We start from the raw sequence: 27,000 nt of genomic DNA on the forward strand, positions 1-27,000 counted from the left end.
ATTACGGACAGAGACATGAGGCAGGCGCGAGACCATGGTGGCAACCACCGGCCGTTGCGGCCGCTCGGGAAACCGGCGGCCGACCACGGCCCGCCGGTTTCCCGGCGGGCCGCCTCACAACTGGCCGCCGGAATGCCCGTCGCCCCGGTTCTGATCGTCTTCGGCATCGCGTTCTTCGACGTCATCGGCGGGTCCGGGATGTTCTGGCTCCCGCTGCTGGCGGCCGGTCCGGCGCTGGCCGCCAGCACCAACGGTCCCCGCGGCGTCCTGTGCGTGGGACTCCTCGCCTCGGTACTGGGCGCGACCCTCGGGGTCAGGGAGGCCGGTCCGGGGCACGAGCTGGCGGCCGTGCTCTCGGCTCTGGTGGCCGTCACCCTGGCGAGCACCCTGGCCAGCGCGCTGCGCGGTCGCCGGGAACGCGTGCTCGCCGCCGTCCGCTCGGTCGCGGAGGCCGCCCAGCACGCCGTACTCAAGCCCATCCCGGAGACCGTCGGCCCGTTCCGGGTGGCGGTCCGCTACAGCGCGGCCGCGGCGGAGGCCCGCATCGGCGGTGACCTCTACGCCGTGGTGCCCACCCCGCACGGGGTCAGGCTGATCGTCGGCGACGTACGCGGCAAGGGGCTACCGGCCGTGGAGATCGCCGCACTGGTCCTCGGTGTCTTCCGCGAGGCCGCCTACGACGAGCCCGATCTCCTCGCCGTCGTCGGCAGGATCGAGCGGAGTCTGGCGCGCAACCTCGGCCCCGACGACTTCGTCACCGCGGTGGTCGTCGGACACCCGCGCGCCGGGCAGCTCGAGGTGGTCAACTGCGGACACGCCTCGCCCCTGCTGATACCCGCGTCGGGGGGCGTGACCGTGGTCGAGGCCACCCGGCCGGCTCCGCCGCTCGGCCTGCGCGTCCTCGTCGACGAGCCGCCCTGCCTGGAGATCCTGCCGTTCGCCGAGGGCGACCAGCTGCTGCTGTACACCGACGGGGTCATCGAGGCCCGCGACCGCGCCCGCGAGTTCTATCCGCTGGCCGAGAGGGTGGCCCGCCATGTGTCCGGCGAGCCGGAGCACATCCTCTCCGCGGTCCACGACGAACTGCTGGCGCATGTGGGCGGGCGGCTGCACGACGACGCGGCGCTGTTGCTGCTGCGCATGCAGGACGTGGGGGAACCGGTACCGGTCGCGCCGGAGGCGCGGGAAACGGGCGTTGCGGAACCGGAGGGGCGGGGTGGCCACGAGTCCGCGCCCGTGGTGTCGCGCACCCGAGCCCGTGCGGCTGTGTTCTCGTCCGGGCCCGGCCGCTGACGGGAGAACGCCTGGGCGCTGTGCTGTCAGTGCCGGGAGGTGTCGGCTGTCGGCCGCGGCGCCGTCGTGGCCGGTCGCGCAGTTCCCCGCGCCCCTTCGGGGCGCTCACGAGGGGCGCGCATGAGGGGCGCTCACACCGCGACGAGGTCGGCCCAGCGGGTTACCGCACCCGGGCGGCTGTGGATGCCGTAGCGGGTGGCGAGGGCGTGGACGATCTCCTCGCCCCGGCCGTGCTCGTCCGGGTCTATGCCCGCGGGCGGCTGTCCCGCCGTACGCGCGGGGCCGGAGTCGGTGACCTCGATGCGCAGGGTGCCGAGTCCGGCGTCGCGCATCCACGAGAGCCGCAGCACCGCCGGGGGCAGCGCATGGACCATCGCGTTGGTCAGGAGTTCCGACACCACGAGCAAGGCGTCCTCGATGACGTCAGGGGACACCTTCCAGGCGGCCAGAACCGCGCCGGCCCGTCGTCGTACGTCCGGTACGGCACCGGCGACGGGCGGCATCGGGAAGACGTATTCGCTTGCCCCCCGCACCCGCGTGTTGAGCTGTACCGCCATCTCGTGTCTCCAGGGGTCAGTGCCACAGGCCCTGCATCACGCACCTCGGCACGTTGCCAGGCCTCAAAGCACGCTAAAGAGACACGCCGGGTCGGGTCAATGAACGGGGGTCGGCATTACCGAACGCGGCCCCGCACTCCGCCGCGGTGGCGGCCCTCCGCACGCACGGCAGACCTTCCGGGACGGTAATAAGCTCGCTTCATGACCGGTCCGGTCCAGTCGATCGAACGGGCGGCCGCGATCCTGCGCCTGCTCGCCGGTGGGCCTCGCCGACTCGGACTCGGGGAGGTGGCGGCCTCGCTCGGGCTGGCCAAGGGAACCGCCCACGGCATCCTGCGCACGCTCCAGCACGTGGACTTCGTGGAGCAGGACGCGACCACCGGCAAGTACCAGCTCGGAGCGGCCCTGCTGCACCTCGGCACGAGTTATCTCGACGTCAACGAGTTGCGCTCCCGGTCCATCAACTGGGCCGACGCCCTGGCCGCCCGCAGCGGGGAGGCGGTGCGCCTGGGCACCCCGCTGGAGGGCATGGTCCTGGTCGTCCACCACGTGTTCCGGCCGGACGACACCCTCCAGACCCTGGACGTGGGCGCGCTGCTGCCCCTGCACGCCTCCTCGCTCGGCAAGGTGCTGCTGGCCTACGGCACCGCCACCGTCGACTCCGCCGTGGAATCCGGGCTGGACGCCTACACCCGGCACACCCTGGTCACCCAGGAGCAGCTCACCCGGGCGCTCGCCGAGGTCCGGGAAGCGGGCTGGGCGACCGAGGTGCAGGAGATGAGCATGGGCGAGGCGGGGCTCGCCGTGCCGATCCGGGGGCACGGCGGACTCGTCGTCGGCGCCATCGGGCTGTCCGGCCCCGTAGAGCGGATCTGCGACAGCCAGGGCCGGCCCCGGCCCAACCTGATCACCCTGATCCGGGAGGCCGCGAGAGCCATCTCCCGGGACCTGGGAGCCGCCCGCTGGTAAGCCACCCCTCGCGCTCAGCGCGCCTCGCCCACTCCGCGACCCATCGGAAGGCGGACCCGATCATGGTCGAACGTTATGTGATGTCCATCGATCAGGGCACCAATTCCACGCGATGCATCCTGTTCGACCGGGGCGGGCGGCTGGTGTCGGTCGCGCAGCGGGAGCACCAGCAGCACTTCCCCCGGCCCGGCTGGGTCGAGCACGACGCGGTCGAGATCTGGCAGAACCTGCGACGGGTGATGACCGAGGTCCTGACCGGCGCAGGTACGGCCGTGGACACGAGCCAGGTCGCCGCCATCGGCCTGGCCAACCAGCGCGAGACGACCGTGGTCTGGGACCGGCGTACCGGCGCCCCGGTGGGCCGGGCGCTCGTCTGGCAGGACACGCGCACGGCACCGCTGGTCGAGGAGCTCAGGGTCCGGCCCGGCGAGGAGTTCTTCCTCGACCGGTGCGGCCTGCCGCCCTCCACCTACTTCTCGGCGCTGCGCATCCGCTGGCTGTTCGACCACGTCAAGGGCCTGGAACAGCGGGCGAAGGACGGCGAGGTGCTGTTCGGCACGATGGAGAGCTGGCTGATCTGGAACCTCACCGGCGGCGCCGACGGCGGACTGCACATCACCGACGCCACCAACGCCAGCCGCACCATGCTGATGAACATCCGCACCCTCACCTGGGACGAGGAACTCCTGGCGTTCTTCGGCGTCCCGCGTCCGATGCTGCCCGAGATCCGGTCCTCCGCGGAGACCTACGGCGAGGCCAGCGCGCAGCTTCCCGGCGTTCCCATCACGGCCGCGCTCGGCGACCAGCAGGCGGCCCTCTTCGGCCAGACCTGCTTCTCCCCTGGCGAGGCCAAGTGCACGTACGGCACGGGCAGCTTTCTGCTGCTCAACACGGGTACCGACGTCGTGCGGTCCCGGCACGGGCTGCTCACGACGGTCGCCTACAAGATCGGGGACCGGCAGCCGGTGTACGCCCTGGAGGGATCGATCGCCGTCACCGGCGCGCTGGTCCAGTGGTTCCGCGACCGGCTGGGGCTGATCAACAGCGCGCCGGAGATCGAGACCCTCGCCCGGACCGTCGAGGACAACGGCGGCTGCTACATCGTCCCCGCCTTCTCCGGCCTCTTCGCGCCCCGCTGGCGCAGCGACGCACGCGGCGTCATCGTCGGCCTCACCTCCTACATCACCAGCGGGCACCTGGCCCGGGCCGTCCTGGAGGCCACCGGCTGGCAGACCCGCGAGGTCGTCGACGCCATGAACGCCGACTCGTCGGTGGCCCTGAAGGAGCTGAAGGTGGACGGGGGCATGACGGCGGACAACCTGCTCATGCAGTTCGTCGCCGACGTGCTCGACGTGCCCGTCGTACGGCCCATGGTCTCCGAGACGGTCTCCCTGGGCGCGGGTTACGCCGCCGGGCTCGCCGCGGGCTACTGGCCGGACCTCGAGGTCCTGCGCCGCAACTGGCACCCGGCCGCCCGGTGGCTGCCGGGAATGGACCCCGGCCACCGGGAGGCGGAGTACGCCAACTGGCAGCGGGCCGTCGAACGGTCGCTGGGCTGGATCAGATCGCCCGGGTCGCCCTGAGATCCGTCCGAGGTCTCCCTGAGGTCTCCCTGAGGTCTCCCCGGGCGTTCTCCTTTCCGGGATCTGTTTATCCGCCGCCCGGTCTCCGCGCCTTCTTTCCGTGTCCTTTCCGCTTCCCTTCGGCCTTATGTTGGCGTGGTGGAACCCGGTCGGTACGGCCCCTAACGTTCTTTCACGGGCACTTTCGTGCAGGAGAAGCGAGCGAAGAGCGAAGGGGGAACATGTCCGTTTTTCCGTCCAGTGAAATGGCCGTGAAGGTATTCAGCAGTCTGTTCGCCGTATTGCTGGAGGACGACGATTTCGTGGCGCGGGCCCGGCGGGAGGGACTGTCCGTCCGGCTCGTCCACACGAAGCCCGACTGCGAGATCTTCGTGTCACCGCAGACCGGTGTCCACGTCGGCGCGGAGCAGCCGGGGCCGGCGGCGATCACCCTCCGGATGTCCTGCGACACGGCGCACGCGCTGTGGATGGGGCGGCTCCTGGTGCCCGTCGCCATCGCCACGGGCCGGCTCCGGATCCGCGGCAGGGTCGCGAAGGTGCTGGAGCTGGTGCCCATGCTGCGGCCCGCGTTCGACCGGTACCCCGACATCGCGACCGCCGCCGGTATCGGCGCGTGAACCGACGCGGGGCGACCCGTTCCGAACACCGAACCGACACACACAAGGAGTGACACCGCACGTGAACACCGCTCTCTCCGAATCCGTGTCCGAGGCGGCGCTGAATTTCGACGTGCTGCCGGACGACGTCGAGCAGTTCCGGGAGGCCGCAAGGGAATTCGCCCGGAACGTCGTCCGACCCCGTGTACAGGAACTCGACCAGAAACCGGCGGCGCATTTCGACTGGGACCTCGTCGGCCGGGGCCACCGTATCGGTCTCACCCGCGCCGCGGTCCCGAAGGAGTACGGCGGCCTGGGGGTGGGGATGCTGGGCGTCGCCACCGCGCTGGAGGAGGTGGCCGCGGTCTGCCCGGGCACGGCACTGGTCTTCGGCGCCACCCTGCTCGGCCAGGCGCCGATCCTGCTCTCCGGCGACCCGCGGCTGCAGGCCCGCTTCCTGCCGCTGTTCTCGGGCGACGAACCGGTCCTCGCCTGCAACGCGGTCACCGAGGAGGAGGCCGGCTGCGACCTCATCATCCCCTCCCAGGCCGGCCATGCGCGCAACGTGACGACCGCGCGCCGGGACGGCGACGACTACGTGCTGACGGGCCGCAAGCGGTTCATCACCAACGCGAAGGTCGCCGCGTTCGCCTCCGTCTTCGCCAACATGGCGGGCAGCCCGGGCGCGACCGGGCTCACCTCCTTCATCGTCCCCCTCGACCTGCCCGGAGTGGTCCGCGGACCCGTGGCGGACAAGATGGGATACCGCGCCTGCCTCGGCAGCGAGCTGGAGTTCCACGAGGTCCGGGTGCCCGCCGAGTACATGATCGGCGCGGAGGGCGAGGGCATGGCCATCAACATGGCGCAGAGCAACATGGCCCGCGCCGCGGTGGCCGGCATCTCCACGGGCGTGGCGCGCAGCGCCCTGGAACAGGCGGTCGCCTGGTGCGGCGAGCGGGTCCAGGGCGGACGCCCCCTGAAGGACCAGCAGTTCACGGCGGCGAAGCTGGCCGGCATGGCCGCCAAGGTCGACGCCGCCCGCATGCTGTACCTGCGGGCGGCGGACAAGGTCGACAACGAACTGCCGCCGCCGGTCTACGAACCGGCCGCGGCCAAGCTGTTCGCGGACCGGACCGCGATCGACGTGGCGGAGACGGCCCTGTCCCTGCTCGGCGCACGCGGCTACCTGCGCTCCTACGGCCTGGAGAAGACGATGCGGGACGCGCTCGGCACCCGGATCTACGAGGGCACCCCCGAGGTGCTGGCACTCGCCGTCACCGAGAGCCTCTACGCCGAGAAGGACGAGTGGTGAGCGCCGCCGGCCGAGCCGCCGCCCCCGCCTTACCGGGTGCCCCCGGCCCCGAGCCCGCCGCCACCCGGGACCGCCGCGCCCTGCGCTACGCCCGGGACATCATCCGGCTCCACGACCGGCTCAGCTACCGCCGGCTGCCCCTGGAGCTCACGGGCGACCCGCTCTCCCTCGTCGAGGACCCCGCCGGCGCACTGGTCACCGTCACCGGCCGCGACAGCCAGTTCCCGGCCCGCTACCTCAAGGGGATCCTGGGGTTCCGCCTCGCCCAGTACCTGAGGCTGAACTGGATCTCCGCCGAGGCGGTCCACCGCACCGCCGCCTTCCACGAACCACTACCGCACTCGCCCGTGGAGAACATCCACACGGTCACGCTCTGCGCGCGCTCCGGGAAGATCCGGGGCTACGTGGGACTGGCCTGCTCGGCGGACCCCGAGAGCCTGCCCCTGGACTCCGCCTGCCGCACCCCGTTCCCGACCGAGGCGGCGCACGGCATCGACCTGCTGGGGAGGTACGCCCGGCCCGGCCTCGGCACCCACCAGGCCTTCGAGTTCAAGCGGTTCCTGCGGGACCAGACGATGCCGCGGGACGAGCAGCACGCCCGTGTTCCCTGGCACCTCATGCTCGGCATCGGCGAGGCGCTGCTCGCGCTGGGCGACGGCGTGCGCGTCGTGCTGGGCGACGCCAAGGAGCACGTCGCCCTGCGCCATCTGCGGCTGGTCGGCTTCGACCTGCACGTCGTCGAGGGCACCGCGCCGTCCCTGTGCGCGTCGGATCCCATGGCGCCGATCTACCGGCAGGCGGTCGTGGCCAAGCCGTTCGCGGCCCCGGTGCCCGCCGACATCGCCTGGTACCGGGACGTGGTCCGCTCCTACCTCGAAGGAACGAGCGACCTGGCCTCCTGGCAGGCCGTGATCACCACCCTGGCCGCACGCAGGACGCGTGCCGGACAGCGCCCCGATCCCGCACGAGGAGGGACCCGCAGGTGACGAACGGCGACAGCGGACCGATGCCCGATACGGCCGGCGGGCCCACGGCGAAAGCCCGGTTCTACGCCGAGCTGACCGCCCGGAACGCCGGCGTGGTGCCCGAGGCCGACCAGTGGGCGCTGCGCACGGCCACCGTCCTGGTGGCCGGCTGCGGATCGATCGGCGGCGCGGCCGTCGAACCACTCACCCGGCTCGGCCTGCAGAAGTTCGTCCTCGCCGACCCGGGGACGTACGAACTCAACAATCTCAACCGGCAGTCGGCGACCGTCGCCGACCTCGACCGGAACAAGGCCGCGCTGGCCGGGGACCGGGTGCGGGCGATCAACCCGCACGCCTCGGTCGAGGTGTGCACCGAAGGGGTCACCGGGCGGACCGTCGAGAAGCTGACGGCCTCCTGCCAGGTGGTCATCGACGGGGTGGACGTGACGACCCCCGAGGGCTGGCGGGCCAAACTCCTCCTCCACCGCCACGCCGTGCAGCGGCGGCTGCCCCTGATCACCGGCTGGGACATGGCGGGCACCCAGTACGTCCGCTGCTACGACTACCGGTACGTCCGCGAACCGTTCGCCGGGGCCGTCGGGCCGCGCGACGCGGACCGCTACGACATGTGGGACCTGCTGCGCCGGGCCGTGCCGCTGCGGCACGTGCCGACCGACATGCTGGCGGAGATCCGGGCCAACCACGCCCGGACCGACTACAGCTTTCCGCAGGTCGCCTACACGGCCATGGCGTTCGGCGTGCTCAGCTCCCACATGGTGGTGCGGCTGCTGACCGGGCAGCGGGTGCGGCCCGAGGTCCGGCTCGACGTGCACCAGGAGGCCAGGCCACTCGCGGAGCGGTGGCGCAGCCGGGCGCGTTGGCCGGTGGAACTGGGGGCGCTGCTCCCGGAGTTGCTGCGGCTGGCCCGGCGGGCCGGCGCGGGCCGGGCGCCGCTGGCCGCGGTCGACCGCGACGCCTCCTGACCTCCGGCCCCGAAGTACCGACCCCCGGCCGCGCGTTCACCGGTGTCGCACCGGGTGCGAACGCGCGGCCTCATGACGCAGGCCGGGCGAGGCCGTGCCGCCGGCGCCCGCGCCGCCATCGCGACCACGGAGATGGACATGAGTGTTCGGCAACGGAACGTGCTGTGGACGTTCTTCTGCTGTGGCCTGGGCGTGGCCATGGTGTCGCTCGACAACCTCGTCGTCATCACGGCCCTGCCGTCGATCCGCGAGGACCTCGGCGGGAGCATCCAGCAACTGGAGTGGACCGTCAACGCCTACACCCTCACCTACTCGGTGCTCATGCTGACCGGCGCGGCGCTCGGGGACCGGTTCGGGCGGCGGCGGATGTTCGGCATCGGGCTGGGCGTCTTCGTCGTCGCGTCGGCCGGGGCCGCGCTGGCCCCCGGCATCGGCGCCCTGATCGCCGCCCGTGCCGTGCAGGGGCTGGGCGCCGCGCTGCTGATGCCGCTGAACCTGACGATCCTCACGGAGGCGGCGCCGGAGCGGCGGCGCGGTGCCCTGCTGGGCGCGATGAGTGCCGTGGAGGGCGTCGCTATCGCCATGGGCCCGCTCCTCGGCGGCGCGGTGGTGGAGCACCTGAGCTGGCAGTGGATCTTCTGGATCAACGTGCCGATCGGCGCGCTGGTGCTGCCCGTCGCCCGGTGGAAGCTCACCGAGAGCCACGGCCCCAGTCCGCGCCTGGACCTGGTGGGCACGGTCCTGGCCAGTGCCGGGCTCTTCGGCATCGTGTTCGGCATCATCAACGGTCATGCCGACCACTGGAGCAGCGCGCGCGTCCTGCTGTCGCTGGCCGGCGGCGCGGCCGTCCTGACCGCCTTCGTCGGCTGGGAACTGCGGGCCGAGCACCCCATGTTCCCGATGAAGCTGTTCCGCCACCGGACCTTCGGCGCCATGAACGCCGCCGGGCTGCTGATGTTCGCCGGCATGTTCGGCTCGGTCTTCCTGCTCACCCAGTTCCTCCAGGGACCGCGCGGCTACACCCCTCTGGAGGCGGGCCTGCGGATCCTGCCCTGGACCGCGGTGCCCATCTTCGTGGCGCCCCTGGTGGGCCTGGTCTCCGACCGCGTCGGCGGCCGGACCATCGTCGCGCTCGGCCTGGCCCTGCAGGCTCTCGGACTGGGGTGGATCGCCGCCAGGGTCTCGCCCGAGGTGCCCTATCCGTCGCTGATCCCCGCCCTGGTCCTGTGCGGTCTCGGCATGACCTGCTACTTCACCCCCACCGCGAACATGGTGATGAGCGCGGTCGACGCCGGGGAGCGCGGGATGGCCTCCGGATCGATCAGTGCGCTGCGCGAGCTCGGCGGGGTGCTCGGCATCGCGGTCCTCGCCTCGGTCTTCTCCGCGCACGGGGACCTCACCACCGCGGACCGGTTCACGGACGGCATGGTTCCGGCGGTGTGGACCGGCGTCGCCCTGATCGGCTGCGGGGCGCTGGCGGTCCTGCTGGTACCGCGGCGCCGGCGCAACGGCCGCCCCGCCGACCCCGAACCGGCGGTGCCGGGATGCGTGGGCGACCTGGTGTGACGGCATGCCCGCCATCGGCATGCCGGTCGGAGGGACGGGAGGGGACAGCGATGAGCGCACCGATCCGGGTCCTGCTGGCGGACGAACGGTCCATAGCCCGCACCGGGATCCGGTCCGTCCTCGACGGGGACGGCGGCATCGAGGTGGTCGGCGAGGCGTCCGACCTCGCGAGCGCGGTGCGCAAGGCCCGTGCGCTCCGGCCGAGGCTGCTGCTCGCCGGCATCCTCCCCGACTCCGCCGACGCCGCGGAACTGGTCGGCGCACTCTCCGCGGGCTGCGGCGACGAAGGGCCCGCCGTGCTGCTCATGGCCCACGAGGGCGCCCCGGACGCACGCGCCGCCCTCCGGGCCGGCGTGCACGGAGTCGTGCTCCACCGGGTCACCGCGGAAGAGCTGCTGTCCGCCGTGCACGTCGTGGCGGCCGGCTACCGGATCTTCTTCGGGGAGCGGGATACCCCGGGGGACGGCGGCGACCGGTTTCCCCGGGCCACGGAATTCCCGGGCGTTCCGGCGGCGGGGACGGCGGGATTCCAGTCGCTGACCCGGCGGGAGCGGGAGGTGTTCCGGCTGCTCGCCCAGGGACTGAGCAATACGGAGATCTCCGCGGTGCTGGTGCTGAGCGAGAACACCGTGAAATCCCATGTGCAACGGCTGCTGGAAAAGCTGAACCTGCGGAACCGGGTGCACGCGGTCATCCACGCCTACCGGACGGGCCTGATGGCGCCGCCCTGCCCGGAGCCCGTCCGCCGGTGGACCGGCTCCCGCGCTCCGCGGGCGCTCCAGTGAGCCTGCGGTGCTCCGCGCGAGCCCTGTTGAGCGCATGGCGCTCAACAGGGCTCGTTCCGTTGGCTGTTGTGAAGATCAGTCGCTGGATTCGAGGAGATATCCGCGTCCGCTGGCGGTCCGGACGCACAGTCCGAGGGGGACCACCTTGCGCCGGATCCTCATGATGTGGAGGTCCAGCGCGTTCTGGCTGGCCGTGCCGCGCCGGTCGCGGAGCAGGGCGATCAGTTCGTGCCGGGCCACGAGGGTGCCGTACCGCTCGACCAGCGGTTGCAGCAGGTTCATCTGGGTCGGTGACACGGGCACCATCCGGGTGCCGTACCGGAGCAGCCCGTCCTGGTCGAGGACGGGGATCCGGTGTGTGCCGGCCCGGGCCCGGAGCGCCGCGACCCGGGCGGCGAAGTCGGCCCTGCTGACCGGCGCCCTGACCCAGTCCTCCCGCGAGTCGCTCGGCACCGGCGGCGTCGCGCCGTTCTCCACCACGAGGAGGCGGAGGATTCCGCGGCGCCGCAGCTGTTCCAGTTCCTGCACCTCGACCGGCCAGCGCAGGACACGTACGTCCTGGGCGGCCGAGAATAACTGCCCCTCACTGTATTGAGGCACGAATTGACTTCTCCTTTCGGGTGGCTGGAATTATGCGAGATCCTGTCGGTCCCGTTCCCCCCTGCGGCATTACTACCTCACTATGCAGGGTGTTCAAGCGTCGCGGCAACAAGCGCATTAGCGGGGGCGCCGCCGGGTTATCTGCATAAAATAGGACAGGCCGTGGGCTGTTAATAGTTCTAATGGTCCTTTGTGTGGTCTCCCGGACCTGCCCGGATCTCGTGAAAAGGAGTGAAGCGCCGGGCCGTTCCGGGCGGGTAGATTTCTCCGAGCAGATGGGCCGAACAAATAGGCCGGCATTCGAAGACTCCGGGAAAGCCATGGAAAGCGCCGAAGAAATTCTCACCTCCGGGGAATTACTGATCGCCATCATGGCGCTGGTGACGGCCGGGCTCCCTCCCGCGTCCTGGGAGACGCAGGAGAACCTCCCGCCGGCGCCCCGAGGCAAGAGACAGGAACACCGCGCGGAAGGAACCCGTCATGCTGCCCGCGACCACTGAGACGAACCGGCCCCACACCGGCCGGCGAACACCCCCGAGTGCCGAGGTGCTGGTGACGGGCCTCGGCGCGACCACCCCGCTCGGCGGCGACGTGCCGTCCAGCTGGGCGGCGCTGCTCTCCGGCCGGTCCGGCGTGACCCGCCTTGACACCCCCTGGGCCGAGCAGCTGCCCGTCCGCATCGCAGGAGGCATGCGCGAGGACCCCGTGTTACGGCTGGACCGGATCCGGCGGCGGCGCCTCGACCGCAGTCAGGCGGCCGCGGTCGTGGCGGCCGGGGAGGCGTGGACGGACGCGGGCGCGCCGGAGGTCGAGCCGGAGCGGCTCGCGGTGGTCGTGGGGACCGGCATCGGCGGCGGGCTCACCCTCCTCGAACAGGACGACCGGCTGGAGCAACGGGGCCCGCGCGCCATCTCACCGCACACGGTGCCCATGCTGATGCCCAACGGCAGCGCCGCGGCGGTCGGCCTGCTGCTGGGGGCCCGGGCCGGCACGCACGCCCCGACCAGTGCCTGCGCGTCCGGTGCGGAGGCGCTGGCGGTCGGCACGCTGCTGATCAGGTCCGGCCGGGCGGACGTGGTCGTCGCGGGCGGCACGGACGCCTGCCTGCACCCGCTGGCGCTCGGCGCGTTCGCCCGGATGCGCGCCCTGTCCCTGCGCAACGACGCACCGGACCTCGCGTCCCGGCCCTTCGACCAAGACCGCGACGGGTTCGTCATGTCCGAGGGCGCCGGCATGGTCGTACTGGAGCGCGCCGACTTCGCGCGGGCGCGCGGCGCGCACGTGCACGCGACCCTGTCGGGCGCCGGCGTCACCTCCGACGCCTACGACGTGACGCTGCCCGCCGCGGAGGGACAGGTGCGGGCCATCCGGGCGGCGCTGCGGGACGCGGATCTCGCCGGAGCCGACATCGGCCATGTGAACGCGCACGCCACCGGTACGCCGCTGGGCGACGTCACCGAGGCCCGGGCCGTACAGGAGGCCGTGGGCCCGCACCCGGCGGTCACCGCCTGCAAGTCCGCCACCGGTCACCTCCTGGGCGCCTCCGGCGCGGTCGAGGCCGTCTTCACCGTCCTCACCCTGGTCCACGGCCTGATCCCGCCGGTCCGCAACCTGGACAAGGCCTCGGACGGGATCGAGCTGGACCTGGTGTCCGGCGGGCCGCGACGGGCACCCGTCAGGGCGGCCCTGTCCACGTCCTTCGGATTCGGCGGACACAACGTGGTCCTCGCCTTCACGAGGTAGTTCCCGGGGCGACGGCCCGCTCCCGGCAGGACGTCAGAAGGCGCGCCACGGCCTCCGGACGGGTGAGCTGGGGACAGTGCCCCGCGTCCTCGATCACCGTGACCGGCGTCTCCACGGGCTCGGCGAGCGGATCCGCCGACCCGACGACGATGTGCACGGGAAGCCGCAACTCCCGCAGCACACTGCGGAGTTCGGCGCGCTGCCGGTGGGCGTCGCGCAGCGCGGCGACCACCCGGCGTGCGGCCCCGGCGCGCCGCAGGTCCAGCGCGAGCGCCTCGCACCCCGGGCCCTCGGGCAGACCGAGCGAACGGGCCAGGCGGGCGGCGGGAGCCGTGCGCAGCAGCGGTACGGCGAGCGGCGAGCGCAGCACCGCGGCGGACGGCCGTTGCAGGAAGGCCGGCGCGACCAGCACGAGCGCCGCGAGCCGGCCGGGCCGGGCCGCCGCGTAGCGCAGTGCGGGGCCGCACGCGAGGGAGTGCGCCACCAGTACCGGCCGGGTCTCCACCGGGCGCAGCAGGTCGGCGAGCCAGTCGTCGAGCGTCCCCGCGCCCGCGCCCGACCGGCCGAAGCCGGGCAGGTCGGGAGCGAGGGCGGGCGCGTCCAGGTGGTCCGCGGTGCCCGCCCAGGCGTCGGCGCTCAGCAGGAGTCCGTGCAGCAGCACGTATCCGGGGTGCCGCCGCTCTCCCGTCACCCACGTGCGGGTGCCCGCCACGCCGTGGAAGCCGTAGGGGCGGCGGCACGGTCCGGAGCGGCCGAAGCGGGTGGCGACCAGGTCGTCGGCCCATTCGCGCAGCGCCGTCTGCACGGGCGCCATGGACAGACCGTGCGCCGCGGACAGGGCACGGGCGGCGGCCGTGTCGTAGCGGTCGGTCGACAGGAACGAGAGGGTCTCGGGATCCGCCCGGGTGATCGCACGGGGCAGCCTGCGCAGCAGACCCAGCGGGATCGAGCGGCTGGGGGAGCGCACCCCCATGTGCCCGGCGAGCAGGCCGACCAGCGCGGGCAGTTCGGGGGTGGAGTCGTCCAGCACCCAGTAGGTGCGGCCCGCGCTCCCGGGGTCCCGCGGAAGAGCGGCCAGGAACCGGACGAAGTGGTCCAGGGGCACCACCGGGAGGAAGACGCCGGGGCCGCCGGGCAGGGCCCGCAGCCGGCCCTGCCAGAGCCCGGAGACCACCTCGGCCAGGCCGAGGTACTGGCCCGGCCCGATCACCGTACTTGGATTGGCGACGCTCAGCGGAACCCCAAGCTCGCCTGCGCGGGCCCGCACCGCCGCGTCGCCCTCCTGCTTCGACGCCTCGTACGCGCCCAGCCGGCGGTAGTCGGGCGGCCCTCCGTCCGCGGCGGCCATGCGGTACCCGCTGATGTGCACCACCCGGCGCAGCTTCGGCAGGCCCGCCGCCCACGCGACCACCTGCACGGCACCCGTCACGTTGACCGCCCGTGCCTGCGCCGCCGTGATGCCGAACGCGAAGCGCGCGGCTGTGTTGTAGACGTCGCGGACCCCGGACAGTGCGTCCCGCGGCAGCCCAAGACCGGGGACGGTGACGTCGGCCCGGACCACCCGCAGCGCCGTACGGTCCACGCCCTGCCCGTCGAGCCACGCCGTCAGCCCGTCACCGGAACCGCGCACGCCGGCCGCCACCCGGTGGCCCCGGCGCAGGAGTTCCGCCACCAGCGAGCGTCCGATGAAGCCCCCGGCACCGAAGACGATCGAGTCGGCCGGGCCGGTCGACTCGGTCGAGCCGGTGGAGTCGGTCGAGTCCGAGAGCATGCTGTCTCCTTGCCCGGTCCGTGCTGCCGTGTCAGCGCCCGGGAGCCGGACCACCGGGGGCCCCGTCCGCGGAGCGGCTCCCACCGTACCGAAACATCGAGGGCGAAGCGGACGAACCATGACTGCACTGCACGATCGGGACGATGCGCCCGGGTGCGCAAGGCGTCCTCGCCGCAGGTGTGTTCAGGCGGCGGGTCCGGCCGGCGCCGGGGCGGCCGCCCGCGCGGCGAGCACGGTACGTCCGCGGTCGGACTCCGGGAAACGCGCGAGCATCGCCCGCAGTTCGTCCGCGCCGACGTTGGCGCCGAAGGGTTCGGTGCCCGGCTCCAGCCGTACCCCCGCGGCGAGCGGACCGGCCACCACGGGGTCGAAGCCGAACGCGTCGACGAGGCGCGCGACGGTGGCGAGGCCTTCCGGATCGTCGCCGGCGATCGCGATCGCCTTGCGTCCCGGCGCCCCCGCGGGCCGCGCCCCGTCCTCCAGGTCGTGGTAGCCCATGTGGTTGAACGCCTTGACCACCCGCGAATCCGGCAGGTATGCCTGCACGGTCTCGCTGGAGGAGGTGAGCGGGTCGGTGAGATCCGCGCGCACGCCGTCCACCTCCCACCAGTAGTTCATCGCGTCCACGACGAGCCTGCCCCGCAGCTCCTCGGCGGGCACCGCACGGTACTTGCCGAGCGGCAGGGCCAGGACGACCACGTCCGCCTCCGCCGCGGCCCGCGCGGCGCCGACCGGGACGGCACCGGGGGTGAGTACCTCGACGGTGAGGGCGATGGCGGCGGGATCGCCGGACCCCGCGATCAGCACGCGGCAGCCGGCCGCCAGCGCCAGCCGGGCCAGTACGGTGCCGACCTTCCCGGCGCCCAGGATCCCGACCGTACGCACGGCGGTCGCCGCCTTCTCGGTTCCGGTCACGGCGTCAGCCGGCGAGCAGGTCGCGGACCATCGGGACCACCTTCGTGCCGTACAGCTCGACGGTGCGCAGGCGGGCGCTGACCTGCTGCGCCCCGCTGGTGTAGATGAGGTCGAACCGGCCGACGCCGAGCGCCTTGACCGCGCGGGCCATCTTGCGGGCGACCGTCTCGGGGGAGCCGATGTAGAGGGAGCCGTGCTCGATCTCGGCCTCGTACTCCTCCCTGCGGATCGGCGGCCAGCCCCGCAGCGCGCCGATGCGGTCCCGGATGACCCTGTAGTACGGCCAGTGCTGCTCCCGGGCCTCCTCGTCGGTGTCGGCGACGAACCCCGGCGAGTGCATCCCGACCGGGTGCGCGGTCGTGCCGAACTGGTCGGCGGCGCGCCGGTAGAGGTCGATGTACGGCGCGAAGCGCTCCGGGGAGCCGCCGATGACGGCGATCATGAGCGGGAAGCCGTAGCGGGCGGTGCGGATGACCGACTGCGGGGTGCCGCCCACCCCGACCCAGGTGCTCAGGTGCCCCGACTCGGTCTTGGGGAAGACGTCGGCGGCTTCGAGGGGCGCCCGCCTGGTGCCGCTCCAGGTGACGGGCTTCTCCTCCAGGAGCTTGGCGAACAGCTCGATCTTCTCCTCGAACAGCACGTCGTAGTCGCTCATGTCGTAGCCGAAGAGGGGGAACGACTCGGTGAACGAACCGCGCCCCAGGATGACCTCGGCCCGGCCGTTCGAGAGGGCGTCCACGGTGGCGAAGCGCTGGAAGACGCGGACCGGGTCGTCGGAGCTCAGCACGGTCACGCCGGACGCCAGCCGGATCCGCCGGGTGCGCGAGGCGATGCCGGCGAGGACGGTCTCCGGGGTCGAGACCGCGTACTCCGGGCGGTGGTGCTCGCCGAGGGCGATGACGTCGACGCCGGTCTCCTCGGCGAGCACGGCCTCGTCGACGACCTGCCGGATGGCCCGCGCGTAGGACACCGGGGCTCCCGAGTCGTCCTGCGGCACGTCGCCGAAGGTGTCGAGACCGAAGACGAGACCCGGCCCGGGGTCGGGGGCTGTGTCTGGCATGGCGGGGCTCCTTCGAGTGGTTGACGTGTCAATCATCCCTCTCATATGATTGACGTGTCAACAAGAGGAGTGGCGGCACGATGAACGCACGACGGAAGGAATTCCCCACCGCGGAAGAGCTGCGGATCTGGCGGGACTTCATCGAGACCACGGAGGCGCTGCGCTCCGAGCTCTCGTCCCGCCTGCAGCGCGAGAGTGCCCTGTCGCCCGGCGACTACGCCGTGCTCCTCGCCCTGCGCGAGGCGGACGGGCGGCGGCTGCGCTCCTCCGAACTGGCGGCCGGCGTCGGCTGGGAACGAAGCCGGCTCTCGCACCAGATCGGCCGCATGGAGCGGCGCGGGCTGATCCGGCGCGAGGAGTGCGTCACCGACAGCCGGGGCGCCGAGGTGGTGCTCACGCCGGAGGGTGCGGAGGCGTTCCGGAACGCGTCGCTGCCTCATCTGCGCGCCGTACGCGAGCTGTTCGTGGCGGCCCTCACCCCGGACCAGCTCGCCGCGGCGCAGGAGCTCACCACGGCACTGCGGAACCGTCTGAGCAGCGCCCCGTAAGGGGCGTGGGGAACTGCGCGACCAGCCACGACGGCGCCGCGGCCGACTGACGGTACATCGCGGCACGTCCAGCGGCTCAGTCGGCGGCTCGTCCGGCGTCCGCGCCCAGCTCCGCCGCCCGTCGCACGAACGTCTCGTGCAGGTCCCGCGCGGCCTGCGGCACCGACTCGGCCCGTCGGCGCTGGAGCATCAGCACCACCTCGGTGGCGTCCCCGGCCAGCGGCCGGCACACGATCGTGCCGTCGCGCTCCAGCGGGTCCCCGACCACGCTGAAATCCGGCAGCACCGTCGCGCCCAGCCCCTCCGCGACCATCAGCTTGCCCATCTCGGCCCCGTCCGTCGAGTACGAGAAGACGGGGGTGCGGTCCGCCAGCAGCCGGTGCACGTAGCGGTGCATCACATAGCCGGTGCGCATCGCGATCAGCGGCACGGTGAGCAGGTCGTCGGCCGCCACCTCGGCCCGCCCGGCGAGCGGACTGTCCGGCCGTACGCACACCACCGGCCGCCCGCGCAGCAGTTCGGTGGCCTCGAAACCGGCGGGCACGTCGTCGCCGTCGAGATGGTTCACCAGTCCCAGGTCGAATCCGCCCTCGGCGAGCCCCCGGTGGATCTCCGTCTGCTGGGCGCCCACCACCTCGACCTGGGTGACCGGATGCGTGGCCCGGAAGTCCCGCAGCGCCGGGATGAGCAGCGGCACGGTCGCCGCGTTGACCGTGCCGACCCGCACCATCCGGCTGATCCGGTGCTGCTCGCCCGCCGCCACCCGCAGCCGGTCCACCGCCTCCAGCACCTCGGCGATGAGCGGCATCAGCTCCTGCCCGGCCGCGCTCATCGTCGCCCCGGTCCGCTTGCGCTCCAGCAGGTCGATGCCCAGCTCCCGCTCCAGGTTCCGCACGGTCTCGCTCAACGCGGGCTGCGACAGGCGCAGTTCGTCGGCCGCCCGGCGCAGCGAGCCGAGCCGGGTGACGGCCGCAATGTATTCCAGCTGTTCGGTCCGCACCCCGGCAGAATGCGCCGCCGTTCGCGGCGTGTTCAAGGGTTTCCCTGTCACACGTTCGTGAAATTCAATGGTCCGCGATGCGAGAACGGTCGGGTTTTCCTTGACGCCCGTCGACGCCGACTGCGACCATCGACGGCATGAAGATGCGACTGGACCTCACGCGGCGACGCCACGTCGACCTCGCGCGCGTCTCCAGCGCCTCCTGTTGCGCCGCGGCCTGATCACCACCCCATCGAGATCCGCCGCGCTCTCTTCCCCACCATTTCCCCTCCTTTTCCCGCCTGAATTCACCGTGCCGTGCCCGCGCCGGGCCCCGTGAATTCTCGCGTGCCCGAAAACTCGCAACAGGAGTTCCGCATGCCCGCCGCGCCCGTGAAATTCGCCTACTGGGTCCCCAACGTCAGCGGGGGACTCGTCACCAGCACGATCGAGCAGCGCACCGACTGGGGGTACGACTACAACCGCGAACTCGCCGTCCTCGCCGAGAACAACGGCTTCGAGTACGCGCTCAGCCAGGTCCGCTACATGGCCAGCTACGGCGCCGAGTTCCAGCACGAGTCGACGAGCTTCAGCCTCGCCCTGCTGCTCGCCACCGAGCGCCTGAAGGTGATCGCCGCCGTCCACCCCGGCCTGTGGCACCCCGGCGTCCTCGCCAAGCTCGGCGCCACCGCCGACCACCTCTCGGGCGGCCGGTTCGCCGTGAACGTCGTCTCCGGCTGGTTCAAGGGGGAGTTCACCGCGCTCGGCGAGCCCTGGCTGGAGCACGACGAACGCTACCGCCGCGCCGAGGAGTTCATCACGGCCCTGCGCCGGATCTGGACCGAGGACCACACCGAGCTCGCCGGTGACTTCTACCGGTTGCGGGACTTCTCCCTCAAGCCCAAGCCGCTCAACACCCCCGAGCGCCCGCACCCCGAGATCTTCCAGGGCGGCAACTCCACCGCCGCCCGCGCCATGGCCGGGCGCGTCTCCGACTGGTACTTCTCCAACGGCAAGGACTTCGACGGGGTGACCGAGCAGCTCAACGACGTCCGCAAGTCCGCCGCCGAAGCGGGCCGCAGGGCACCTAAGTTCGGCCTCAACGGCTTCCTCATCGCCCGCGACACCGAGGCCGAGGCCCGCGACACCCTCCGCGAGATCATCGCCAAGGCCGACAGCGAGGCCGTCGAGGGCTTCGGCGCCGCCGTCAAGCAGGCCGGGCAGTCCGCCGCCGACGGCAAGGGCATGTGGCAGGACTCCACCTTCGAGGACCTCGTCCAGTACAACGACGGCTTCCGCACCGGTCTGATCGGCACCCCGGAACAGATCGCCGAGCGGATCGTCGCCTACAAGAAGCTCGGCGTCGACCTCTTCCTGCTCGGCTTCCTCCACTACCACGAGGAGGTCGAGTACTTCGGCAGGCGCGTGCTGCCCCTGGTCCGGGAGCTGGAGGCCCGCGAGGCCGACAGCGCGTCCGTCTGACCGACCCCTCACCACGAAAGAGGCACCCATGGCCACCGTTCTCTCCGTCTCCGGCAGCCCCTCCGCCTCCTCGCGGACCGGCAGACTGCTGCGCCACCTGGACCAGTGGCTGACCGCCCAGGGGCACGAGGTCGTCCCGCTGGACGTACGCACCATCCCGGCCGAGGCCCTGCTCGGCGCCGACTTCCGGCACCCGGCGATCGTCGAGGCGACCGAGCTGTTCGCCCGCGCCGACGGAGTCGTGGTCGGCACCCCGGTCTACAAGGCCTCCTACTCCGGGGTCCTCAAGGCCCTCCTCGACCTGCTCCCGCAGTACGCCCTCACCGGGAAGACCGTGCTGCCCCTGGCCACCGGCGGCACCACCGCCCATGTCCTCGCCATCGACTACGCGCTGCGCCCGGTCCTCAACTCCATGGGGGCCGCCCACATAGTCCAGGGCTGGTTCACCCTCGACAAGGACATCACGGTGCGGGAGGACGGCACGCTGGCCCTCGCGCCGGCCGTCGTCGAGGCGCTCACCCCGGTCGTCGAGCGGTTCTCCGCCGCGCTCGGCGGCACCCCCGTCCTCGCCGCGGCGAGCTGACCCGGTGACCGCCCACGTCATCGCCGACGCCACCGAGGCCCTCGCCGTGGCGACGGCCCTGGCCGACGGGTTCCGGGCCGGGGCCGCCGGACGCGACGCCGAACGCCGCCTGCCCCGGGCCGAGCTGGACCGGCTCTCGGCCTCGGGTCTGCTGGGCGTCACCGTGCCCGCGGAGCACGGCGGCGCCGACGTCGACGCCCTGACCCTCGCGGAGATCTTCCGGCTCCTCGGCTCGGCCGACGGCAGCCTCGCCCAGATCCCGCAGAGCCACTTCGCGTACGTCAACGTGATTCGCCGTCAGGGCAGCGAGGAGCAGCGGAAGTTCTTCTTCGCGGAGCTGCTCGCGGGCGCCCGCTTCGGGAACGCGCAGTCCGAGGCCGGCACCCAACACGTCCAGGACATCCGGACCCGGCTGGATCGGTCGGCGGACGGTTCGTATGTGCTGCGCGGCGTCAAGCACTACTCCACCGGCGCCCTCTTCGCAGACTGGATCCCGGTCCTGGCCCGCACCGAGGACGACAACCTGCACGTGGCGTACGTCCCCCGGGACGCCCCCGGCCTCACCGTCGTCGACGACTGGGACGGCATGGGGCAGCGTACGACCGCCAGCGGGACCGTCCGGCTGGACGGCGTCGCGGTCCCCGCCGACCGTGTGCTGCCGCACCACCTGACCTTCCGGGGACCGCAACTCCACGGTGCGGTGGCCCAGTTGCTGCACACCGCCATCGACGTGGGGATCGCCGGGGGAGCGCTGGCCGAGGCGGCGGAGTTCGTCCGGACCAGGAGCAGGCCCTGGTTCGAGAGCGGGGTCGGGACCGCCGCCGAGGACCCGCTGCTGATCCAGCGGTTCGGTGAACTCGCCGTCCGGGTCAGGGCCTCCGAGGCCCTGCTGCGGGAGGCCGCCCGCGCGGTCGACGCGGCCCGCGCCGACCTCACCGACGCGTCGGCCGCCGAGGCGTCCGTCGCCGTGGCCGCCGCGAAGGTGACCGCTGCCGACGCCGCCGTCGAGGGGGCCGGGGCGCTCTTCGAGGTGTCCGGGACCCGCTCGGCCCTCAACTCCCTCAACCTGCACCGGCACTGGCGGGACGCCAGGACCCACACCCTGCACGATCCGGCCCGCTGGAAGATCCAGCACATCGGCCGGTACGTCCTCAACGGCACCCGGCCGCCCCGCCACGGCCTGCTGTGACCCCCCGCCTCCCCAGATCGGAGACCCCCGTGTCCCTCACCTTCCACTGGTTCCTGCCCACCAACGGGGACAGCCGGCACGTCGTCGGCGGCGGTCACGGCACCCCGGCGACCGTCTCCGGACGGGACCGGCCGCCGACGGTCGCCTATCTGAGCCAGATCGCCCGGGCCGCGGAGGACCTCGGCTTCGTGGGGGCGCTCACCCCGACCGGCGCCTGGTGCGAGGACGCGTGGCTGACCACGGCGATGGTCAGCCGGCACACCGAGCGGCTGAAGTTCCTGGTCGCCTTCCGCCCGGGGTTCGTCTCACCGACGCTCGCCGCGCAGATGGCGTCCACCTTCCAGCGGCAGACCGGCGGACGGCTGCTGCTCAACGTGGTGACCGGGGGCGAGAGTCACGAGCAGCGGGCCTACGGGGACTTCCTCGACAAGGACGCCCGGTACCGCCGTACCGGGGAGTTCCTGGAGGTCGTACGGGGGTTGTGGGAGGGCAGGACGGTCGACCTGGACGGGGAGCACCTGCGGGTAGAGGACGCCAGGCTGGCCCGGGTGCCCGAGCCGGTGCCCGAGGTGTACTTCGGGGGGTCCTCGCCGGTCGCGGGCGAGGTCGCGGCCCGGTACGTCGACGTGTACCTGACCTGGGGCGAGCCGCCGGCCCAGGTCGCCGGGAAGATCGCCTGGATCCGGGGGCTCGCCGCGGCACAGGGGCGCACCCTGCGGTTCGGGATCCGGCTGCATGTCATCACCCGGGACACCGCCGAGCAGGCGTGGGCCGAGGCCGGCCGGCTGCTGGACGGGTTCGACCCGGAGACCGTGCGGTCGGTGCAGTCGGGGCTCGCCCGCAGCGAGTCCGAGGGCCAGCGGCGGATGCTGGCGCTGCACGGCGGCCGCCGGGACGCGCTGGAGATCCACCCCAACCTGTGGGCGGGCATCGGGCTGGTACGGGGCGGCGCCGGAACGGCACTGGTCGGCTCCCACGACGAGGTCGCCGAGCGGATCAGGGAGTACGCGGCGCTGGGCATCGAGGAGTTCGTGCTGTCCGGGTACCCGCATCTGGAGGAGGCGTACTGGTTCGGGGAAGGAGTACTGCCCCGGCTGGCCGCCGCGGGCGTGTGGCGGCACCCCGCGGGTGCGGGTGAAGTGCCTTCGGCACAGGTGCCGTTCGCCTCCTGAGGATTCCCGCCCGGCCGCGCGCCGGACCGCCCTTGGCCCGGCACCCGGACGGGATGCCGGGCCGCCGCGCGTCCGGACGGGATGCCGGACGAAGGGCGGTGTCGTGCGCTCTCGCGGACCGGCCGCCGCCGGGACCCGTCGCCCGAAGAGAGCAGCAGAACTTGCGTCACTCGTCCGGCGGGCCTGGCGTGCAGTCGGTCGGCGCAGCCGGGAGCCTAGGATCCATCACCGGACAAACGGGGCATCTGCTGCCTTGTCGGCATGGGCGGGTCCACCTCACGAGCGAAGGAGACGGGATGTCGCACCGCGCCGGAAGAACCCGTTGGAGACGCTTCGCGGTGGTCCTGGTGCCGGGCGTGGCCGCCTGCGCGACCGTCGGCGTGGCCATGGCGCAGGGAGTGCTCGCCGCCTCGTTCTTCATCTCCGGCCAGAAGTTCCAGCTGTCCGCCGAAACCCTGACCGCCCGTGGGTTCAGCCTCTACGGCATGGTCGACGTCACGAGGAAACACGAACTCGTCCCCGTCGTCGTCTCCGGCTTCCGGCACGCCACGATCAGCACGCTCTGCCAGTCCGTCGTCGTCGACGTCCCGGTGCTGGGCACGCAGACCCTGCGGCTCACCGGCGGTTCCGGCCGGCCGGTCGAGACCTCGAACTTCTTCATCGACGCGACGACCGAGTCGGTCGGCGAGGCGAGTTTCAACGGCCTCGACATCGGCGTCGCCCAGGGGGCCCTCACCAAGGGCCCGGTCAGGTCCGGAGACCGGAACTCGCAGTTCTTCGATCCCGACGGCGTCGGCCAGCAGGCGACGTCGACCACCCTGAACGACGTGCGGGTGACCGCGGTCGCGGTCTCCGCCGGCACCTTCAACATCCCGGGCCTCAGCGTGCGGCTCCGACAGGGCGACCACGCATGCTTCTGATCCCGGTGGCCGCCGCGCGCGGGGGCCGGGCCGCACGCCCGGGACCCGACTCCCGCGCCCGGGACCAGAACCCCACTCATCAGGACAGGACGCGTGATCACCAACCCATTCACCGGAGGACGTGAACTGCTCGCCAGGGCGCCGGAGTTCCGTCGCAGGTTCCGCACCTGGCGGGGCGAACGTCCCTTCTGGGCCGGGCTGTTCACCTTCGCCGCCGGTCTGCCCATCCTCTACTGGCCCTATGCGAACCTGGATCTGGGCGGGATCCCGCTCGCCCTGTCGACCACCTCGGGTGCCGGGTCCCTGGTGATCGGGACCCTGCTCCTGGTCCTGGGGGTCGCTCTCTGCCACCGCCCCCATCTCCGGGTGTTCGCCGGGATCGCCACCCTCCTGCTCGCCGTCGTGTCCTTCCCCGTCGCGAACTTCGGCGGTCTCTTCCTCGGCGTGGCCGGCGGGCTGGTCGGCGGTTCCCTGGCCTGCGCCTGGCTGCCGCCCCCGGGCGACGAGGCGCCGACGCCACCGGACCCCCGGCCGGCCGTGACGGGGGAGGATCGCAGTGGCACCTGACCCGCGCACCGGCAGGGCCGGTCCTCTGCTCGGCCGGGTGACCCGGCCCGTCGCGGGGGCGCTGGCCGTGGTCGGCGTGGCCGCGCTCCTGCGCCTGGACGTGCCGCGCCTGCCCGGCGACGCCGCCGGGGGTGTTTCCGGCCGTGTCTCCGCCGCACGGCTCGATTCCAGGCCCCCGGTTCGTCCCGCGAAGGGCCCCTGTGTGCTCCGCGCCGACCGGCTCGTACTCCGCGGCGCCAGATTCCGCGGGGTGGTCTCGGTGCGCACCGGGGAAGGGAGCGTCCGGGCCCTGAAGTTCACCGTACGGTCGCTGGACGCCGTCAACCTCGATCTGACCGCGGGCCGGGGCCGCGCGGCGATGCGCCTGCGGGCGAGGCCGGCGACCACCTCCACGCTCAGAGGGCAGGGCGACGGCGGGGTGGCGACCCTCTACGTCCGCAGACTGACCGGCAGGGTCACGGGCCTCGGCGGCGGCCCGCTCCCGGCGGACCGCACCATCTCCGTCACCCCCGACGCGGTACCCCGCTGGCTCTCCCACCCGGCCACCCGCACCCGCACCATCACGCTCGCCGCGGCGACCGCCTCCCAGCTCACCCAGTACGGCGGCCGGCTGTCCATCCGGGGCCCGCAACTGCGGACCACCGCACACGTCCCGCGCCGCGCATGACGCCGGGCGGGGCGGACGAGCGGGTTCACGCCGCGTGCAGCACGGCGTGGGCGATACCCGTGAGGTTGCCCTGTGCGGCGAGGATCTCGCGCCGCTCCGATCCGTCGAGGCCGGCCGCGTAGACGGATCCGCCGAGGTCGGTCACGTACATGCGGCCACCGTCCGGGTCGAGGGCGATGCCGATCCCCTCCATGAGGTGGGTCAGCAGGATCTCGGACGTCCAGCGGCCGTCCGGCGGGTCCAGCGGGGCCCGGTTGACGGTGTTGCCCCGCGGCGGGTCCCCGCGGTCCGTCCAGTACAACGCCCCTGCCCTGAGGTCGAGTTCGAGGTCGATCGGCTCCGGCAGTCCCTCGAACAGCACCTCCACGTCGCCGCGCCGGTCCGGTGGCTGTCCGGCCGGCGGGGCGAGGCCGGCCCGCAGGATCCTGCCGCGTCCCGCGTCGCCCGGACCCTTCTGGGACCAGTAGAGGTGGCCGCCGACGGGGTCGACGGCGACGCCCACGCACCAGTTGGTCTCGTCGCGGCGGTCTTCGTCGCCCTCGCCGGTCCGCACGAGCGTCTCGACGTTCGAGCCGTCCAGGTCGCAGCGCATCACGCGCATGCCCTCGCGGTCACCCCAGTACAGCTTCCGGTCGGCAGCTTCGAGGTGGAGCTGCTTCGGCGTGTGCGTGACTCCCTCGGGGACGATCGTCGTCCTGTTGCCGCCGTCCAGGTCCGCGCGCTCGACGGAGCCGTCGTTCTCCGGCGGGACGCCCATGTTCGTCCAGTAGACGTGCCCCGCGCCGGTGTCGACGGCGACGCCGTCGGGGATCCGGCACCCGGTGACGAGGACCGTCCGGCCCGAGCCGTCGGGGCGCACCGAGAACAGCCGGCCACCGCCGCTCGCCTCCAGCACGAACAGTCGCTCCCGGTCTCCCGCCACGCTCTCCCGGCCTCCCATCACGGTCCCTCCTTCGCGCCCGCCTTCGCGTCCGGTCCCGCCGTGGCCCCGGCCTTGTCCGGCGGTCCGGACGGGTCGTGCCGTGCGCGTACGGCCAGCAGGGCCGCGAGCATGGCGTCACGGCGGGCGGACAGTTCGTCGATCGAGTGGCCGCCCGCCTCCTCCAGGACACCGCTCACGATCGTGTCCCTGAGCGCAGGCGTGAACTCGGGGGCGCGCAACTGGTCCCAGGACGCGGCCATGCGCGGCATGAGGGTGTCCATGAAGTGCCGGATGCCGCCCTCGCCGCCGCCCAGGTGCCACAGCAGGGACGGGCCCATGACGCCCCAGCGCAGCCCCGGCCCCCAGGACACCGCGTCGTCGGCGTCGGCCACGTCCAGCACGCCCTCCTGGATCAGGTACACGACCTCGCGGTACAGCGCGACCTGGATGCGGTTCGCGACGTGCCCGGGGAGCTCCTTCTTCAGGTGGATCGGACGCTTGCCGATCGCCGCGTAGAACGCCATGGCGTCCCGGACCGTCTCCGGGGCGGTCCGCGCGCCGCCGACCACCTCCACCAGGGGGATGACGTGCGGCGGGTTGAAGGGGTGGCCGATGACGGTCCGCTCCGGGTGCCGGCAGTCCGCCTGGATGGCGCTCATCGTGATGCCCGACGAACTCGACGCGATGATCGACTCGGGTGGTGCGGCGTCGTCGAGGTCGGCGAACAGCCTGACCTTGAGCTCCGGGCGTTCCGGCGCGTTCTCCTGCACGAAGTCGGCGTCCGCGACGGCCTGCCGCATGTCCGGCGTGAAGCCGAGGCGGTCGGGTGAGGCGCCGGGGGCCAGCCCGATCGCGGCGGCCGCGGCCCAGGCGCCCGCCACGTACGACCGCAGGGCCTTCTCGGCGGTGGGCGCGGGGTCGGTGGCCGTGACGTCGAAGCCACGGGCGAGATAGTGCGTCGCCCAGCTGGCACCGATGGTGCCGGTCCCGACGATCGCCACGCGGTGGACGGGCCTGTGGGATGTCATGGCTGATCACTGCTCCCGGTCGTTGGCCACGAGAGGTGCGGAGGTGCCGTGCGGCGGCCACCCGACCACCGTCGGCCCGGGGGTCCGCCGGCGCATCGGGCCGCGCGACCAGGATTCGGGCGGGTTATTGGTCCCCCGGTACAGGCGCCCTTCCGCGGCCCGGACGCAAGAGCCTCCCGCTCGAATTGGTACAGGAGCACCAAATCGGCCGGAAATCTGGTGTTCCGCGCCCAGTGGCCGGGCCT

General features: G+C 72.7%; 27 protein-coding genes. 19 read left to right on the top strand and 8 right to left on the bottom strand.

The genetic code is table 11. The features are described from left to right. Nucleotides 1–15: 15 nt before the first annotated feature. The gene (locus tag ACGF5O_RS34830) at nt 16–1,293 is read left to right on the top strand and encodes a PP2C family protein-serine/threonine phosphatase (RefSeq protein WP_393813884.1); all 1,278 of its coding nucleotides are present in this window, start codon (nt 16–18) and stop codon (nt 1,291–1,293) included. Nucleotides 1,294–1,424: 131 nt separating this feature from the next. Here the strand turns inward: ACGF5O_RS34830 and ACGF5O_RS34835 are convergent, their stop codons facing one another. Further along, nucleotides 1,425–1,850 carry an ATP-binding protein gene (locus tag ACGF5O_RS34835; protein ID WP_393813885.1) on the bottom strand — a complete coding sequence of 142 codons (426 nt, stop codon included), beginning with the start codon at nt 1,848–1,850 and terminating at the stop codon, nt 1,425–1,427. Between the two features lie 201 nt (nt 1,851–2,051). Between ACGF5O_RS34835 and ACGF5O_RS34840 the strand changes: the two genes are divergently transcribed. The 8 genes from ACGF5O_RS34840 to ACGF5O_RS34875 all read left to right on the top strand — a co-directional run bounded on the left by ACGF5O_RS34840 (nt 2,052) and on the right by ACGF5O_RS34875 (nt 10,609). Further along, nucleotides 2,052–2,819: an IclR family transcriptional regulator gene (locus tag ACGF5O_RS34840; RefSeq protein ID WP_393813886.1), complete on the top strand. Its 768-nt coding sequence runs from the start codon at nt 2,052–2,054 to the stop codon at nt 2,817–2,819. A gap of 62 nt (nt 2,820–2,881) precedes the next feature. Then, nucleotides 2,882–4,402 carry a glycerol kinase GlpK gene (gene glpK / locus ACGF5O_RS34845; RefSeq protein WP_393813887.1) on the top strand — a complete coding sequence of 507 codons (1,521 nt, stop codon included), beginning with the start codon at nt 2,882–2,884 and terminating at the stop codon, nt 4,400–4,402. Nucleotides 4,403–4,647: 245 nt separating this feature from the next. Further along, entirely contained in the window at nt 4,648–5,019 is a 372-nt protein-coding gene (locus ACGF5O_RS34850) for a hypothetical protein (RefSeq protein WP_393813888.1), read from the top strand. A gap of 61 nt (nt 5,020–5,080) precedes the next feature. Then, nucleotides 5,081–6,310: an acyl-CoA dehydrogenase family protein gene (locus tag ACGF5O_RS34855; RefSeq protein WP_393813889.1), complete on the top strand. Its 1,230-nt coding sequence runs from the start codon at nt 5,081–5,083 to the stop codon at nt 6,308–6,310. Continuing rightward, nucleotides 6,307–7,296, top strand: a complete 990-nt coding sequence (locus ACGF5O_RS34860) for a hypothetical protein (protein ID WP_393813890.1) — start codon at nt 6,307–6,309, stop codon at nt 7,294–7,296. Before ACGF5O_RS34855 ends, ACGF5O_RS34860 begins: the two co-directional genes overlap by 4 nt. Continuing rightward, nucleotides 7,293–8,258: a HesA/MoeB/ThiF family protein gene (locus ACGF5O_RS34865; protein WP_393813891.1), complete on the top strand. Its 966-nt coding sequence runs from the start codon at nt 7,293–7,295 to the stop codon at nt 8,256–8,258. Before ACGF5O_RS34860 ends, ACGF5O_RS34865 begins: the two co-directional genes overlap by 4 nt. A 138-nt stretch (nt 8,259–8,396) precedes the next feature. Then, nucleotides 8,397–9,824, top strand: a complete 1,428-nt coding sequence (locus ACGF5O_RS34870; RefSeq protein ID WP_393813892.1) for an MFS transporter — start codon at nt 8,397–8,399, stop codon at nt 9,822–9,824. Between the two features lie 50 nt (nt 9,825–9,874). Then, nucleotides 9,875–10,609 carry a LuxR C-terminal-related transcriptional regulator gene (locus tag ACGF5O_RS34875; RefSeq protein ID WP_393813893.1) on the top strand — a complete coding sequence of 245 codons (735 nt, stop codon included), beginning with the start codon at nt 9,875–9,877 and terminating at the stop codon, nt 10,607–10,609. Between the two features lie 75 nt (nt 10,610–10,684). Here ACGF5O_RS34875 and ACGF5O_RS34880 read toward each other — a convergent pair whose 3' ends face one another. Then, nucleotides 10,685–11,209 carry a helix-turn-helix domain-containing protein gene (locus ACGF5O_RS34880; protein WP_393813894.1) on the bottom strand — a complete coding sequence of 175 codons (525 nt, stop codon included), beginning with the start codon at nt 11,207–11,209 and terminating at the stop codon, nt 10,685–10,687. A gap of 480 nt (nt 11,210–11,689) precedes the next feature. On the opposite strand from ACGF5O_RS34880, the gene ACGF5O_RS34885 reads away from it, so the two are divergent. Further along, the gene (locus ACGF5O_RS34885; protein ID WP_393813895.1) at nt 11,690–12,952 is read left to right on the top strand and encodes a beta-ketoacyl-[acyl-carrier-protein] synthase family protein; all 1,263 of its coding nucleotides are present in this window, start codon (nt 11,690–11,692) and stop codon (nt 12,950–12,952) included. Here ACGF5O_RS34885 and ACGF5O_RS34890 read toward each other — a convergent pair. The 3 genes from ACGF5O_RS34890 to ACGF5O_RS34900 form a co-directional block, all read right to left on the bottom strand. Further along, nucleotides 12,942–14,723, bottom strand: coding sequence for an alpha/beta fold hydrolase (locus ACGF5O_RS34890; protein WP_393813896.1), 1,782 nt, complete (start codon nt 14,721–14,723; stop codon nt 12,942–12,944). The two genes, ACGF5O_RS34885 and ACGF5O_RS34890, sit on opposite strands and share 11 nt — an antisense overlap. A gap of 183 nt (nt 14,724–14,906) precedes the next feature. Then, complete coding sequence (locus tag ACGF5O_RS34895) at nt 14,907–15,638, bottom strand: NADPH-dependent F420 reductase (RefSeq protein ID WP_393813897.1); 732 nt, start codon at nt 15,636–15,638, stop codon at nt 14,907–14,909. 4 nt (nt 15,639–15,642) lie between these two features. After that, nucleotides 15,643–16,698: an LLM class flavin-dependent oxidoreductase gene (locus tag ACGF5O_RS34900; RefSeq protein WP_393813898.1), complete on the bottom strand. Its 1,056-nt coding sequence runs from the start codon at nt 16,696–16,698 to the stop codon at nt 15,643–15,645. An 80-nt stretch (nt 16,699–16,778) separates the two neighbouring features. On the opposite strand from ACGF5O_RS34900, the gene ACGF5O_RS34905 reads away from it, so the two are divergent. Further along, complete coding sequence (locus ACGF5O_RS34905; protein ID WP_393813899.1) at nt 16,779–17,246, top strand: MarR family winged helix-turn-helix transcriptional regulator; 468 nt, start codon at nt 16,779–16,781, stop codon at nt 17,244–17,246. Nucleotides 17,247–17,322: 76 nt separating this feature from the next. On the opposite strand, the gene ACGF5O_RS34910 is transcribed toward ACGF5O_RS34905, so the two are convergent. After that, a complete protein-coding gene (locus tag ACGF5O_RS34910) occupies nt 17,323–18,246 on the bottom strand; it encodes a LysR family transcriptional regulator (RefSeq protein ID WP_393813900.1) in 924 nt (307 codons plus the stop codon). 143 nt (nt 18,247–18,389) lie between these two features. Here ACGF5O_RS34910 and ACGF5O_RS34915 point away from each other — a divergent pair, with 143 nt between their 5' ends. The 8 genes from ACGF5O_RS34915 to ACGF5O_RS34950 all read left to right on the top strand — a co-directional run bounded on the left by ACGF5O_RS34915 (nt 18,390) and on the right by ACGF5O_RS34950 (nt 24,805). Further along, nucleotides 18,390–18,467 (top strand): putative leader peptide, encoded by a 78-nt coding sequence (locus ACGF5O_RS34915; protein ID WP_350786652.1) that lies wholly within the window; start codon nt 18,390–18,392, stop codon nt 18,465–18,467. A 136-nt stretch (nt 18,468–18,603) separates the two neighbouring features. After that, the gene (gene sfnG / locus ACGF5O_RS34920; RefSeq protein WP_393813901.1) at nt 18,604–19,707 is read left to right on the top strand and encodes a dimethylsulfone monooxygenase SfnG; all 1,104 of its coding nucleotides are present in this window, start codon (nt 18,604–18,606) and stop codon (nt 19,705–19,707) included. A 28-nt stretch (nt 19,708–19,735) separates the two neighbouring features. After that, on the top strand, nt 19,736–20,290 hold the full coding sequence (gene ssuE, locus ACGF5O_RS34925; protein WP_393813902.1) for an NADPH-dependent FMN reductase: 555 nt from the start codon (nt 19,736–19,738) through the stop codon (nt 20,288–20,290). Between the two features lie 4 nt (nt 20,291–20,294). Continuing rightward, nucleotides 20,295–21,479, top strand: a complete 1,185-nt coding sequence (locus ACGF5O_RS34930; RefSeq protein WP_393813903.1) for an SfnB family sulfur acquisition oxidoreductase — start codon at nt 20,295–20,297, stop codon at nt 21,477–21,479. A 29-nt stretch (nt 21,480–21,508) separates the two neighbouring features. Continuing rightward, nucleotides 21,509–22,651 carry an LLM class flavin-dependent oxidoreductase gene (locus ACGF5O_RS34935; protein ID WP_393813904.1) on the top strand — a complete coding sequence of 381 codons (1,143 nt, stop codon included), beginning with the start codon at nt 21,509–21,511 and terminating at the stop codon, nt 22,649–22,651. A gap of 296 nt (nt 22,652–22,947) precedes the next feature. Then, a complete protein-coding gene (locus ACGF5O_RS34940) occupies nt 22,948–23,571 on the top strand; it encodes a DUF6230 family protein (protein WP_393813905.1) in 624 nt (207 codons plus the stop codon). A 93-nt stretch (nt 23,572–23,664) separates the two neighbouring features. Continuing rightward, complete coding sequence (locus ACGF5O_RS34945; protein ID WP_393813906.1) at nt 23,665–24,138, top strand: DUF6114 domain-containing protein; 474 nt, start codon at nt 23,665–23,667, stop codon at nt 24,136–24,138. After that, on the top strand, nt 24,128–24,805 hold the full coding sequence (locus ACGF5O_RS34950; protein WP_393813907.1) for a hypothetical protein: 678 nt from the start codon (nt 24,128–24,130) through the stop codon (nt 24,803–24,805). Before ACGF5O_RS34945 ends, ACGF5O_RS34950 begins: the two co-directional genes overlap by 11 nt. Nucleotides 24,806–24,830: 25 nt before the next feature. Here ACGF5O_RS34950 and ACGF5O_RS34955 read toward each other — a convergent pair whose 3' ends face one another. Further along, nucleotides 24,831–25,745 carry a 3-hydroxyacyl-CoA dehydrogenase gene (locus tag ACGF5O_RS34955; RefSeq protein WP_393813908.1) on the bottom strand — a complete coding sequence of 305 codons (915 nt, stop codon included), beginning with the start codon at nt 25,743–25,745 and terminating at the stop codon, nt 24,831–24,833. Further along, nucleotides 25,745–26,755 carry a 3-hydroxyacyl-CoA dehydrogenase NAD-binding domain-containing protein gene (locus ACGF5O_RS34960; protein WP_393813909.1) on the bottom strand — a complete coding sequence of 337 codons (1,011 nt, stop codon included), beginning with the start codon at nt 26,753–26,755 and terminating at the stop codon, nt 25,745–25,747. The genes ACGF5O_RS34955 and ACGF5O_RS34960 overlap by 1 nt, the downstream gene beginning before the upstream one ends. Nucleotides 26,756–27,000: the final 245 nt, after the last annotated feature.

This window comes from Streptomyces sp. NPDC048291, from assembly GCF_043201715.1.
GTDB lineage: Bacteria > Actinomycetota > Actinomycetes > Streptomycetales > Streptomycetaceae > Streptomyces.